The following is a 13,332-nucleotide window of genomic DNA, read 5'->3' on the forward strand; positions in this document are numbered from 1 at the left end:
GAAAAGCTAAGCTTTTCCTTTTTTAGTTGAAATATTTTGAGACTAAACTTAAACAGTCATCACATCTTTTTCTTTAGCTTCAGCATGCTTATCTACTTTAATAATGTAAGCATCTGTTAATTTTTGTACTTCGCCTTCGCCTGTTTTAATTTCATCGTCAGAAACACCCTCACCTTTTAACTTTTGGATTTTAGTGTTTGCATCTTTACGAATATTTCTAACTGTAATGCGGCCACGTTCGGCTTCTTCTTTTACTTTTTTAACAAGGTCTTTTCTTCTCTCTTCGGTTAATGGTGGTACAACCAAACGAATAACAATACCATCATTTTGAGGATTAATACCAATATTTGCCACTTGAATAGCCTTTTCAATTGGAACTAGCAAAGCTTTTTCCCAAGGTTGGATAACTATGGTTCTTGCATCTGGTGTATTGATACTGGCAACTTGCGATAATGCAGTAGATGCTCCATAATAATCTACAAAAATACCATCAAGCATTCCAGCTGATGCTTTACCAGCTCTAATTTTAGTTAATTCAGCTTCACAATGATCGATCGCTTTATCCATTGAAGATTGAGCGTCCATTAATTGTAATTCTATGAGTTCGTTCATAATTGTGTGTATTTCTACAAAAATAATAATTTTTATATGCTATTTTACTAAAGTACCAATAGCTTCACCATTTGCAATTTTCATAAAGTTGCCATGTTTGTTCATATCAAACACGATAATCGGAACTTGGTTTTCTTCACATAATGTAAAAGCAGTCATATCCATAACATTTAAGCCTTTAGCATAAACTTCTCTGAAAGAAATTTCGTCATATTTAGTTGCCGATGGATCTTTTTCAGGGTCAGCGGTGTAAATTCCATCTACTCTTGTGCCTTTTAATACAGCATCGGCCTTAATTTCAATTGCTCTTAATGCAGCAGCTGAGTCAGTTGTAAAGTACGGATTACCTGTTCCTGCACCGAAAATTACCACACGACCTTTTTCTAAGTGACGTACAGCTCTTCTGCGGATGAATGGTTCGCAAATTTGCTCCATTTTAATTGCGGTAAGTAAGCGGGTTTTTATCCCAACCTTTTCTAACGCATCTTGCAAAGCCATTGAATTGATAACAGTTGCTAACATACCCATATAATCGGCCTGCGCTCTATCCATTCCACTTTTTTCAGCACTAAGGCCTCTAAAAATATTTCCTCCACCAATTACGATTGCGATTTCTAATCCTTTATCGTGTACAGCTTTAATATCTTCGGCATATTGTTTAACGCGTTCATTATCAATTCCGTATTGTTTATCGCCCATTAGCGATTCGCCGCTAAGCTTTAGTAGGATGCGTTTGTATTTCATGACCTCAAAAATATTAACAATTTTTTAATACCTCGCTATGCTTTTTAACAAATGATGTAAATATTTAGCTTGATATTTGATTTCCTTCAAATATTACTTCCTGCAAGTTCAAATCTTTATCTAGAACCAAAAGATTTGCTTTACAGCCAATATCAATTCTGCCAATAACATCTTGTCTGCCAATTAATTTTGAGGGATAGATTGTAGCCATATTTAATGCGTCAACAAGCGAGATATCGCAACGTAGTACACAATTTTTCACAGCCTGTAGCATTGTTAATGATGAACCAGATAAGGTTCCATCTGGCATTACAAATTTTTCTGCTTTGGCAACATGTTGATATGGGCCAGTAGAACATTCTGTAACTGCATCGGTGATCAGAAACAACCGCTGTTTTAATAACTTTTGAGCAAATTTTACAACTTCAAAATTCAAATGTTGTCCATCTGCTATTATGCTGGCCATTGCCTTGTCATGACTGAAAACGGCGGTTGGTATTCCAGGTTCACGATGATGAATGGGGCTCATTGCATTAAATAAATGCGTTGTGGTCTGAATTCCTTTATTGTATGCTGCTGTTGCTTCATCAAAAGTGGCATTACTATGCCCAAGGGAAACAACCACGCCATTATCTAAAAGGTATTGAATAACATCGTCATCTTGTAATTCTGGTGCAATAGTCATCATTTTAATTACGCCATCTCCAAAATCTAAAAGTTGTTTAATTTCATCAAGCGAAGCTTTACGGACAAATTCAGGGACATGTGCACCTAAGCGTTTTGGATTTAAATATGGGCCTTCGAGATGTAAGCCTAAGCAATTTCTGGCTGATGAGCGGTGTTCTTTTGCTGCTTTAATACATTCATTAAAAACTTCGGGTGTATTGGTGGCCATGCAAGCTAAAAAACCAGTTGTACCTTTTTTCAGCAAATCATCTTCCATAATGGTCAAAGATTCTACGGTTGGTGCTGCAGAAAACAATCTCCCACCTGCACCATAAATTTGTAAATCAATAAAACCAGGAACAACAAATTTTTCTGTTTTCTTTTCTGGTGGATTTGATTCGAATGATGTGATAAGTCCTTGATTAATTTCTATATTTTGATTTTCGATTAGAACATTATTTTGATAAAAGCTTACGTTTTCAATGACTGGCATATTTTTTAATATTGTTTTAGCTAAATTACAAAGTAACAAGCTAATTGTTGATAGTGAAACTGTATTATAAAAAAGGGCAAAAAAAAATCCCGATTTTCATCGGGATTTTTTAAAAAATTATTTTTTTACTTATGCACCTAATTGTACACGTTTGAAAGCTGTTACAGTTAATCCTTTAGCAGTATTATCTAAGAATTTACGAACATCTACAGAACCATCTTTAACAAACTCTTGGTTTAGTAAAGTACTGTCTTTGTAGAATTTGTTTAATTTACCAGCTGCAATTTTTTCAACCATTTCTTCTGGTTTACCTTCAGCACGGATAACATCTTTAGCAATTTCAATTTCACGCTCAATTGTAGCAGGATCAACTCCGTCTTTATCAACAGCAACGGGGTTCATTGCAGCAATTTGCATTGCAACATCTTTACCAGCATCAGTAATATCTGCACCGTTTGCACCTTCAAAAACTACTAAAACGCCCATTTTACCATTCGAGTGGATATATGAAACGATTTTTTCGCCAGATACATTTGCATACTCTTGAATAACGATTTTCTCGCCAATTTTACCAGTTAATTCAGTAATAGTTTCAGCAACAGTACGTCCATCTTCTAAAGTAATTGCTGATAATTCTTCAACATTAGCTGGATTGTTTGCTACAGCTGCTGCTAAAACAGCTTGTGCTAAATTACGGAAATCTTCAACTTTAGAAACTGGCTCAGTTTCGCAAGCTAAAGCAACTAATTTACCGTTTGTACCATCTGCTGATACATTGATTGATACAAGACCTTCAGAAGTAGCATTTCCAGAACGGGCAGCAGATACTTTTTGGCCTTTTTTGCGCAATAAATCAACCGCAGCTTCAAAATCGCCATTAGCCTCTACTAAAGCTTTTTTGCAATCCATCATACCAGCGCCAGTTTGTTGGCGCAATTTGTTTACATCAGCGGCAGTAATTTGTACTGTAGACATTTTATTTCCTTTTTACCCCCAAACCCCCTGAAGGGGGCTTGCGAGTGATTAAATAATTTTATGAATTTGAATTTTTTGACCCGATACTCCCCTTTAGGGGTTGGGGTCTATTCTTCTGTTTTAGTTTCTTCCGATGAAGGTGCTTCAACTTCTGCTTCAGCAGTTACCTTTTTAGTAGTTGGTCTTTTTTCACCAGCTGCTCTAGGCTCTTTTGCTTCAGGAGCATCAGCTGCAACTTTCGCTGCTACTGCTTCTTTCTCAGCTTCATCATCTTTTTCACGTTTACGCTCATCTAAACCTTCTTCAATAGCTTTGATAATTACATCAGTAATTAAAGAGATTGATTTTGTAGCATCATCATTCGCTGGAATAGGGAAATCGATGTTAGAAGGATCAGAGTTTGTATCAACCATCGCAAAAGTTGGGATGTTTAATTTTAACGCTTCAGTTACTGCGATATGCTCTTTCTTAACATCAATTAAGAATAAAGCTGCAGGTAAACGGTTTAAATCAGCAATACCACCTAAAAGTGATTCTAATTTAATACGTTCACGCTGAATCATCAAACGCTCTTTTTTAGATAAAATCGCATAAGTACCGTCTTTAGTCATTTTATCGATGGTAACCATCTTTTTAATCGACTTACGAACTGTAGCGAAGTTAGTTAACATACCACCTAACCAACGTTCGGTTACGAAAGGCATGTTTACTTTCTTAGCTTGCTCAGCTACGATTCCTTTTGCTTGTTTTTTTGTTGAAACAAATAACACTTTACGTCCTGATTTTACGATTTGTTTAATCGCAGCCGCAGCTTCTTCAGTTTTAGTTAAAGTTTTATTTAAATCTATAATGTGAATTCCATTACGCTCCATGAAAATGTAAGGAGCCATTTTTGGATTCCATTTACGGGTAAGGTGACCAAAGTGTACACCTGCATCCAATAAGTCTTGATAAGTTGTTCTTGCCATTGTCTTTGCCTCCTGTGATTAACGTTTACTGAATTGGAATTTCTTACGAGCTTTTGCACGTCCTGGTTTTTTACGCTCAACCATACGGTTATCACGTGTCATTAAACCTTTAGCACGCAATGCTGGTTTTTTCTCCGCATCAAGTTCTACAATCGCTTTAGCAATAGCTAAACGAACAGCTTCTGCTTGTCCTTTTACTCCACCACCTTGTACATTTACAGTGATATCATAACGACCTGTAAGTTCAGAAACCTCTAAACTTTGGTTTACGATGTATTGTAAAGGTAAAGTTGGGAAATATACTTTGTGATCTTTACCGTTAACGGTAATTGCTCCAGCACCATCTTTTAAGTAGATACGTGCAACAGCTGTTTTTCTTCTGCCTGAAGTGTTAGTAACTGACATTTCTTAAAGTTTAATGGTTTTTGGAGATTGAGCCGAGTGCGGATGAGATTCACCAGCATACACAAAAAGATTTGTGTATAATTTTTTGCCCAATTTAGTTTTAGGTAACATACCTCTTACTGCTTTCTCAATTACACGTTGAGGGTGTTTCGCCATTAACTCCTTAGGAGAAATAAAACGTTGACCACCTGGATAACCAGTATAAGAAACATATTGCTTTTGGCTGAATTTGTTTCCTGTCAATTTAACCTTGTCTGCATTGATAACAATTACGTTATCTCCGCAATCTACGTGTGGGGTGTACTCAGGCTTGTTTTTACCACGGATGATCATAGCGATCTTCGATGACAAGCGCCCCAAAATCTCGCCTTGTGCATCAACAACAATCCACTGTTTGTTAACAGTTTTCGCATTGGCAGAGACAGTTTTGTAACTTAACGTATTCACTTGCTTGTATTTAATTTATTAAACAATTTATTATTCCCATTAAAATTGGGACTGCAAAGATAGATAGAAAACTTTTATTATCAAATAGTTGGTTAAAAAAAATAACCCCAACCCCTAAAAGGGGTTTTTACCTGCGAAAGATGTAAGTCCCCTTTGAGGATTTAGGGGTAAAGCAATTGCAGTAGTTCTTCGGTCGGTTTCTGTCCCGCTTTTTGTTTCAATTTTTTTTGAACTCCTTTCATTCTTTCAAAATTCCCGTCATTGCGTGGAAGAACGACGAAACAATCTATTAAGTTAGGAACTACAAAAAAAGGATTTCCACTTCAATCGGGTTTGAGGAACTTAGTTTACCAATACTATTTTCGTTTTGGCTTAGGCATAAACAATTAATTGCCCTCGCTTGAAACGAGGATACTTGAGATACACATTTTTAATGTGTAATGTTGTTCCAGGTGAAACCTCAAAGAATTAACATTTCATCAATAATCGTTTTCACCATTAATTCTCTTTGCTGATAATCCCCTCTTATTTCAATGTATTTAATACTTCGCTTATCAAGTTCATTTTTAAATATCGCATACATTTCTTTTCTTCTATCACCCATATCGCGTAAATCATCTTCAACCCAGGCAACATCAATATTTAACAAGAAGTATAAATCATATTTAATTTGGGCTTCAAGTTCGAAGAGAATTTCAGGAATGTATTGCAGATAATGTTGTGAATAAATTTGAGTGGTAATCACGTCTGTATCGCAAAAGAGAATTTTATTGGCAATAAGCGTTTTCTCTAAAATACGTTGCGTTTGTGCTTTGCCTATTTTAATAATATCATCAACAGAAATATCATTAGATGTAATAAGCTCTCTGGCAACTTCTGGCACAAATTCAGTTTTATAAAGTAAAGCCATCTTTTCTGTTAGTGTAGATTTTCCTGTGCTTTCAGGCCCGTAGAAACAAATTCTTTTAACAAAATAAGATTTAACCTCATCAGGAATGTATTCCCAATATTTATAAGGATTGCTGCGAATCATAGTAGCAGAAACTGGTGTTGTAATTCTTTGCTGGTCGAACAGAATATGTTCGGCCTCTAAGTTTAGTGCGAAAGGCTTACCATATTCTTCTGAACTAAAAAGTATATCAATTTTTGGATAAACTTCTTGCATTCTTTTTGCCCATATTTCTGTTCTTTCTTCAAGGTTTAATAAATTGTTATCAAAATCATCAGCAATTAAAGCTGGTTTAATATTCGATTGGTTTTTGAAGATTTCTTTTATCCAGTTAAAACGCAATTCTGCATTTATTGGGTCGCTTGGCGATGAACTCATCGATACGATAAGTTCATCGCACTGCGAAGCCGCAAAATTAATTAATGCCATATGCCCTTTATGAATAGGCATAAACTTACCAATTACTAAACCTCTTTTCATCTGGTTTTGCTATAGCTTTTAAACTCTTTAATCCAATTCCAAAGTGCAAAAGCAGCAATAATGGTAAATATAAAATACTCTACTCCGAAAAATTTAGCGCCTTTTAAAAAGTATAAATATGTCGCTACAACATCAATCAACAACCAAATAATCCAGCACTCTATTCTTTTCTGAATCATTAAGAAAGTAGTAATCACACTCATCACTAAAATAAAAGAATCGACAAATGGATAAGCACTTGGTAAATTAAAAAGTAAAGGGAACCAGTTGTGTAATTGACTTGCTAAAGTGCCTACAAGTATAGTGCCAGCAATGCCCGCTGCAAGCCAGATGTAAAATTGCTTTCGAGGCATGAGACTTACTTTCAATTCTTTCTTTTTATCTTCCTCATCGGGTTTAGGATTTGCCCATCGCCACCAACCTAAAATATTGGTTACGAAAAAGAAAAACATCAAAAACATATCTGGGTAAAGCTGAATTTGATAATAGAAAAAAGCCGATAAAAAAACATTCACAATTCCGGCCGGCCAACTCCAAATGCTTGCTTTTGCCGAAAGTACGACAGAAATTATGCCTGTGGTTACAGCAAAGAATTCGAGATAACTCATTTGGTAGCCCAGTGCGGTAAAAAATATACTATGTGAATTAAAAAAATCCATATTGATTGGTAAGGAAAAGCAGGTTTAAATTTACTTCATTTATCTACAGTTATCATGCTGAAGCCTGTGGAAGCAAATATAAACTTAAAAACAGTTTTCAATTTTATATAATTTATTGTGTTCGATTTCTTCAGCACAAACAAATACAAAAGATTCTTGTTATTTAATTGTCTAATGGCTTTCGGCCTATTTATTAACCAACAAATTTCTTAAATGCAGTATTTAGATAATATTTTCGGTTATCCTATTCCATTATTTTTAAAGAATCTGATTATTGCTTTGATAGCAATTTTACTAGGTATTTCAGTTAAACTCATCATTCATAAGATATTTATTTTACTATCTCGTTGGTGGGATTTTGTTGTCATCAAATCTACAATTAAGCATCTTCGTCGCCCAATTGCAGTTTTCATACCGTTACTTTTTCTAAATTTTTCTTTGGATTTAATGATAATGCCAGCGACAGTTAGATTATCATTGGATAAAGCACTCGAAATATGTTTAACCATCATTTTTGCTTTAATTTTGGTACGAACAATTAATGTTCTCGAAGATTATTTCTTCCTCAAATACGACCTTAACAAAGAGAATAATTTAAAGGAACGCAAAATAAGAACCCAGCTTCAGTTTGTTCGGAAATTTATTGTTTCCTTAATTATTTTAATTACTGCTGCAATAATTCTATTGAGTTTCGAAAGTATGCGAAAAATAGGCGCTGGCTTACTTACTGGCGTTGGTATTGGTGGTATTATTATAGGCTTTGCTGCGCAGAAATCGCTAGGAAATTTACTCGCAGGCTTTCAAATTGCCTTTACACGACCTATTCGTATTGATGATGTTTTAATTGTGGAGGGCGAATGGGGAAAGGTAGAAGAAATTACTTTAACCTATGTTGTAGTTAATATTTGGGATCAGCGAAGACTCATTCTGCCAATTACTTATTTTATAGAGAAACCATTTCAAAACTGGACAAGGGTTTCTGCTGATTTACTTGGAACGGTTTTTCTTTACCTTGATTACACCATTCCAATTGAACCAATGCGACAAGAATTAACACGATTATTAAATTCTAATCCCCTTTGGGATAAAAGGGTTAATGTGGTTCAGGTTACCGATAGTACCAAAGATGGGTCGATTGAAGTGCGTTATTTAATGAGTGCTTCCAACTCTTCGAGGGCTTTTGATTTACGCTGTAATATACGAGAAGAAATGATTGCGTTTATTCAAACCAATTATCCTGAAAGTTTACCAAAGAAAAGGTTAGAATGGAAAGATAAATTTGAGGGGATCTAGTCGTTGCTGTCCTTTCGACTGGAGGAACCGTAGTGGAGATTTTTTTTTACTTGGCATATAATCAGGTACAAAGATTTCTCCACTACGGTCGAAATGACGATTTTAGAAACTATTTAAACATCCCTTTTAACTTAGCTAATTTTTCTTGCAAATCGCCATCAGCATTCTTTGGCTCATTTTTGGGTTTAAAATTAGGTTTGTAATCTTGCTTTGGTTTATCTTCTCTTGGCTTTCTACTTTGCTCTTTCGGTTTTGCGCTCTCTTCGGTTTTCATAGAAAGCGAAATCCTTTTGCGAGCCACATCAATTTCCATCACGGTAACTTCTACTTTTTGGTGAACTTTTACAACATCATTCGGGTTTGCTACAAAACGATTAGCCAATTGACTGGTGTGAACCAAGCCATCTTGGTGAACGCCAATATCAACAAAAGCACCAAAATTTGTAATATTGGTTACAATTCCCGGCAATTTCATGCCCGTTCTTAAATCGGCAATTTCGTTTACACCATCTGTAAAGCTGAAGGCTTCGAACTGTTCACGCGGGTCGCGGCCAGGTTTTGCCAACTCTTTTAAAATATCGGTTAAAGTTGGTAAACCAATTTCATCGGTAACGTATTGTTGAGGCTTAATTTGTTTCTGTAATTGCGTATCTTTTATTAAAGCCGAAACGGTTGTGCCTAAATCTTTAGCCATTTTATCAACTACAGGATAACGTTCTGGGTGTACTCCACTGGTATCTAAAACGTTTTCCGCATTTCGGATACGCAAAAAACCTGCCGCTTGTTCGTAAGCTTTATCACCTAACCGAGGAACTTTTTTCAAACTTTCCCGATTTTTAAACGCACCATTAGCATTTCTATAATCGACGATGTTTTGTGCTAAACTTGGACCTAAACCAGAAACATAAGCCAAAATTTGTTTAGAGGCAGTATTCAATTCAACACCAACCGCATTTACCGCACTAATAACGGTATCATCTAAACTTGCCTGTAATTTACTTTGGTCAACATCGTGCTGATATTGCCCAACACCAATTGATTTTGGGTCTATTTTTACAAGTTCAGCTAACGGGTCCATTAACCTACGACCAATTGAAACGGCACCACGAACGGTAATATCTTGAGTAGGGAATTCTTCACGAGCAACATCAGATGCTGAATAAATTGAAGCGCCGCTTTCATTCACCATCACAATGGCAACATTAGGTAGATTTAAACCGCGGACAAAAGCTTCAGTTTCTCTGCCTGCAGTTCCATTACCGATTGCAATGGCTTCAACATTGTGTTTCTCACAAAGCTGCTGAATAGTAACTTCTGCATTTTTAACGTTTCCTTGTCCGGTATGTGGGTAAATTGCCGTGTTTTCCAATAACTGACCTTGTTTATCTAAGCAAACTACTTTGCAACCTGTTCGGAAACCTGGATCGATAGCCAATACATTTTTTTGCCCCATTGGCGCAGATAATAAAAGTTGGCGAGCATTTTCTGCAAAAACCCTTATAGCTTCTTCATCTGCTTTTTGTTTGGTTAACACACGAAGTTCTGTTTCCATTGCAGGCTCTAGCAAACGTTTATAACCATCTTCTAAAGCTAATTGAACTTGCTTCGAAGCCTCATTATTGCCTAAAATAAACTCGTTTTCCAAAATTGCCAAAGCATCTTCGGTTGGTGGTAAGGCATCTAAACGCAAAATCAATTCCTTTTCGCCACGGCGCATAGCCAAAACACGGTGCGAAGCGGCTGTTTTTACAGGTTCACTCCATTCGAAATAATCTTTGTATTTGATTCCTTCTTCTTCTTTTCCCTTAATCACTTCCGATTTGAATTCGGCTTTTTCTTGAAAATAAGCCCGCATTTTTGTACGGACTTCGGCATTCTCCGAAATCATTTCGGCAATAATATCTCTGGCGCCAGCAAAGGCTTGGTCTAAAGTATTTACCCCTTTATCAGCATCTATAAATTTTTGGGCAACAGCTTCCAAATCAAAATTCTTCTGGTCGAAAATTTGTAAAGCCAATGGCTCTAAACCTTTTTCTTTCGCCATCGAAGCACGTGTTTTACGCTTCGGTTTGTAAGGCAAATAAATATCTTCTAAAAGCGAAATGGTTTCAGCTTCGCTTATTTGTTTTTCCAACTCTGGGGTTAGCTTGCCTAGCTCCGTCATCGATTTTAAAATCGCTTCGCGGCGCTTGTCTAAATCGCGTAATTGCAAAACTCTGTCTCGAATTCCAGCCACCTGAACCTCGTCTAAGCTTCCGGTTAATTCTTTTCGGTAACGAGAAATAAATGGTACGGTTGCGCCGTCGTCTAATAAATTTACGGTCGCAGTTACTTGTTTTTCTGCAACTTTTAATTCGGCTGCAATTATTTTATGGTGAGCTAACATATTCGAAAATTAATGTGGCAAAGCTAATCAGGTTTTGTGGAATTTAAAGTGTTTTAAAATCAAGTTTTCCACCGAAATATGTGAGTAAAATTATCTCAGGATTAGATAGATTTTCGATAAAGTGATGATTTTATTTTTTGAAAAGCAAAGGCGTTAAATTTTTTTATGATGGCAAATGACGGAAAGTGGAGATCAACAGATTAGAATAAATGATGGAACTAAAGGAGCCAAAAAATACTTGCTATTGTTTTCAGAAAAACTTTACCATATAAGACATTTTAGCCCATCTAAGCTTAAATGTCTTTATGGTAGAAACAAAAAATCCCCTAAGCATTGCTTAGAGAATTTTAATATCAATGAAAATTATCCGTAAATATCATTCAACATTTTCGCTAAACGAACTCCACCTTTTAAAAGCTGTTGATTCAATGTTTCAACCCATTCAAAATTGTAACGATAACTTAACTTAGAATCAGGTTTCGTGTTATCATAAATTTTGCTGCAAACCGTATAAGATTCGTAAATGCAATCTTTTAAAGTGGTATTTTTCCAATTATATAATTGCACTGCCGATGGATGATTAATTGCTTTCGTGTATTCTGTATAACTTAACTGCTGATATTCGATTAACTGCTCATCCCAAACTCGATGTAAATTAGATTTTTCGTTAAACCACAATACAGAAACTCTATTACCGCCTAAATCTTCTTTATGGGCAACATGCATTGGCTGGCATAAATCGCCTGCCATGTGTACAAGCATTCGTAAGGCTAATTGTTTTTCGGATGCAGTACTGCCTGTTTTTTTTAGAATTGCAGTTAAATCGATTATCTTGTTGTAAAGGTTTGGAGCCTTTTCGGTTTCTAAAATATTATAAACACCTTGTTTATCTAATCCTCCTGGGAGGTTTACAAAATGCCAGTTATACATATAGTTATAGGTAGAATCCGATTTAATGAAATCGCCCCAGTTTGCACACATGGCTAAACTTTCTGTCCCTAAAATAGCTTGTATCGCTTTGCGGGCTTTTGGTGTTAGGTAGCTATCGGCAACTTCGCCAACTACTCGGTGACCAATCATTCCCCAGGCCATAACCTGAGTAGGTAAATAGGCCAATGCTGCCACAGCAAATGCTGTAACTAATTTCTTTTTAATAGATGATATCATTTTATAATTCTTTTTGAACACAGGTAATTTTTTCTTTGAACGATAGTTTAATTTCTCTTTGATCGCTTAAACTTTCCATTAAGATAGAATCAGCGGTACGTTTTTTAATCAGAAAATTTTGGTCGTAACGACCAATACGATAACAACCCGATATTTTCTGTTTGTAATTAGCATGTGTAAAAGTTGCCCCGATAAATAATGTATCGCCTTTTACAGCATAAACACCTTTTGCATATTCTTTCCAAACGCCATTGTTATAGCAAGAATCTTCGTAAAAATTAATTTTGCTGTGCGTTACAAAATCTATGTAAACAGAATCGCAGGTAAATTTTAAATGGTGCTGCGTGTAGTTTTTTAATTTATTACTAAAAGCAACCGAATCTTCGTTCCACACGCCTTGCATATATGCTTCACCTTTACCTTGTATGTTAGGGCGAGGAGAACAAGCAAAATGTAAAATGGGTAAAGTAAAAAGGAAGATGTAAAGCGGCTTTGTAAATATTTTTTTAAATGCGGGCATGATGAAAAATTTATTCGCTAGTGTAGCGGAAATTGATTGGCAACGATTTTATTACTATTTACAGTGTTGTATATCAACATAAATAAGCCTACGGCAAAGAAGATTCCGCCGATAAAGCCAGCAACACCTAAAATTTTATAATATTGAGTTACTTCTGAAGCTGGCAAATTACCTGCACTCATTAAATAAGGCATTAAAACATTATAAGTAATGCTCAACAATAACGACATTCCTGAACCTATTATAAGTAAAACTGCATCTGCACTTCGTTTTTTAGAAATATAGTAGCATGAGGCAATGAAAATTAAAAGTGGCGAGAGTAACGAAATCAGGCTGTAAAAAATTGTCATTATTGAACTATCCATTTTTCTGGTTTTTAAGTTTTTACTTTACGTTTTGCAACCGAGATTTTCTGTTATAGGCCTAAGTTAATTAAACCCGTATTGAAGCGAAAATACTTTTATCCCTAAATCCCCAAAGGGGACTTGGGTAAAAGATTGAAGCAAAAAGCAGGGCTTGCGAAACCGAAGAACTACCGCCTTTTGCTTTACATCCCAAACTCCTAAAG

The 13,332-nt window shown here is 35.8% G+C and carries 14 protein-coding genes; 1 reads left to right on the forward strand and 13 read right to left on the reverse strand.

Annotated elements, in window-relative coordinates:
• Window positions 1-48 precede the first annotated feature (48 nt).
• The 9 genes from frr to pnuC all read right to left on the reverse strand — a co-directional run bounded on the left by frr (window position 49) and on the right by pnuC (window position 7,398).
• Window positions 49-612 carry a ribosome recycling factor gene (gene frr / locus ACFOUY_RS21085; RefSeq protein ID WP_378963268.1) on the reverse strand — a complete coding sequence of 188 codons (564 nt, stop codon included), beginning with the start codon at window positions 610-612 and terminating at the stop codon, window positions 49-51.
• A gap of 39 nt (window positions 613-651) precedes the next feature.
• Complete coding sequence (gene pyrH / locus ACFOUY_RS21090) at window positions 652-1,356, reverse strand: UMP kinase (protein ID WP_378963269.1); 705 nt, start codon at window positions 1,354-1,356, stop codon at window positions 652-654.
• Window positions 1,357-1,420: 64 nt separating this feature from the next.
• The gene (nagA, locus tag ACFOUY_RS21095; protein WP_378963270.1) at window positions 1,421-2,515 is read right to left on the reverse strand and encodes an N-acetylglucosamine-6-phosphate deacetylase; all 1,095 of its coding nucleotides are present in this window, start codon (window positions 2,513-2,515) and stop codon (window positions 1,421-1,423) included.
• Between the two features lie 129 nt (window positions 2,516-2,644).
• On the reverse strand, window positions 2,645-3,490 hold the full coding sequence (tsf, locus tag ACFOUY_RS21100) for a translation elongation factor Ts (RefSeq protein WP_378963271.1): 846 nt from the start codon (window positions 3,488-3,490) through the stop codon (window positions 2,645-2,647).
• 107 nt (window positions 3,491-3,597) lie between these two features.
• A complete protein-coding gene (gene rpsB / locus ACFOUY_RS21105) occupies window positions 3,598-4,458 on the reverse strand; it encodes a 30S ribosomal protein S2 (protein ID WP_131557564.1) in 861 nt (286 codons plus the stop codon).
• 18 nt (window positions 4,459-4,476) lie between these two features.
• Window positions 4,477-4,863, reverse strand: coding sequence for a 30S ribosomal protein S9 (gene rpsI / locus ACFOUY_RS21110; RefSeq protein WP_025145383.1), 387 nt, complete (start codon window positions 4,861-4,863; stop codon window positions 4,477-4,479).
• Between the two features lie 3 nt (window positions 4,864-4,866).
• Entirely contained in the window at window positions 4,867-5,310 is a 444-nt protein-coding gene (gene rplM / locus ACFOUY_RS21115; protein ID WP_378963272.1) for a 50S ribosomal protein L13, read from the reverse strand.
• Between the two features lie 460 nt (window positions 5,311-5,770).
• A complete protein-coding gene (locus ACFOUY_RS21120; protein WP_378963273.1) occupies window positions 5,771-6,739 on the reverse strand; it encodes an AAA family ATPase in 969 nt (322 codons plus the stop codon).
• Complete coding sequence (pnuC, locus tag ACFOUY_RS21125; protein ID WP_378963274.1) at window positions 6,736-7,398, reverse strand: nicotinamide riboside transporter PnuC; 663 nt, start codon at window positions 7,396-7,398, stop codon at window positions 6,736-6,738. The genes ACFOUY_RS21120 and pnuC overlap by 4 nt, the downstream gene beginning before the upstream one ends.
• Window positions 7,399-7,611: 213 nt before the next feature.
• Here pnuC and ACFOUY_RS21130 point away from each other — a divergent pair, with 213 nt between their 5' ends.
• On the forward strand, window positions 7,612-8,691 hold the full coding sequence (locus tag ACFOUY_RS21130) for a mechanosensitive ion channel family protein (RefSeq protein ID WP_378963275.1): 1,080 nt from the start codon (window positions 7,612-7,614) through the stop codon (window positions 8,689-8,691).
• 109 nt (window positions 8,692-8,800) lie between these two features.
• Here ACFOUY_RS21130 and ACFOUY_RS21135 read toward each other — a convergent pair whose 3' ends face one another.
• The 4 genes from ACFOUY_RS21135 to ACFOUY_RS21150 all read right to left on the reverse strand — a co-directional run bounded on the left by ACFOUY_RS21135 (window position 8,801) and on the right by ACFOUY_RS21150 (window position 13,129).
• Window positions 8,801-11,077 (reverse strand): Tex family protein, encoded by a 2,277-nt coding sequence (locus tag ACFOUY_RS21135; RefSeq protein ID WP_378963276.1) that lies wholly within the window; start codon window positions 11,075-11,077, stop codon window positions 8,801-8,803.
• A gap of 363 nt (window positions 11,078-11,440) precedes the next feature.
• A complete protein-coding gene (locus ACFOUY_RS21140; RefSeq protein WP_378963277.1) occupies window positions 11,441-12,244 on the reverse strand; it encodes a S1/P1 nuclease in 804 nt (267 codons plus the stop codon).
• A gap of 1 nt (window position 12,245) precedes the next feature.
• A complete protein-coding gene (locus ACFOUY_RS21145) occupies window positions 12,246-12,764 on the reverse strand; it encodes a fumarate hydratase (protein ID WP_378963278.1) in 519 nt (172 codons plus the stop codon).
• 17 nt (window positions 12,765-12,781) lie between these two features.
• Window positions 12,782-13,129 (reverse strand): hypothetical protein, encoded by a 348-nt coding sequence (locus ACFOUY_RS21150; protein WP_378963279.1) that lies wholly within the window; start codon window positions 13,127-13,129, stop codon window positions 12,782-12,784.
• Between the last annotated feature and the right edge of the window lie 203 nt (window positions 13,130-13,332).

This window comes from Pedobacter jamesrossensis (assembly GCF_042650905.1).
GTDB classification, from domain to species: Bacteria; Bacteroidota; Bacteroidia; order Sphingobacteriales; family Sphingobacteriaceae; genus Pedobacter; species Pedobacter jamesrossensis.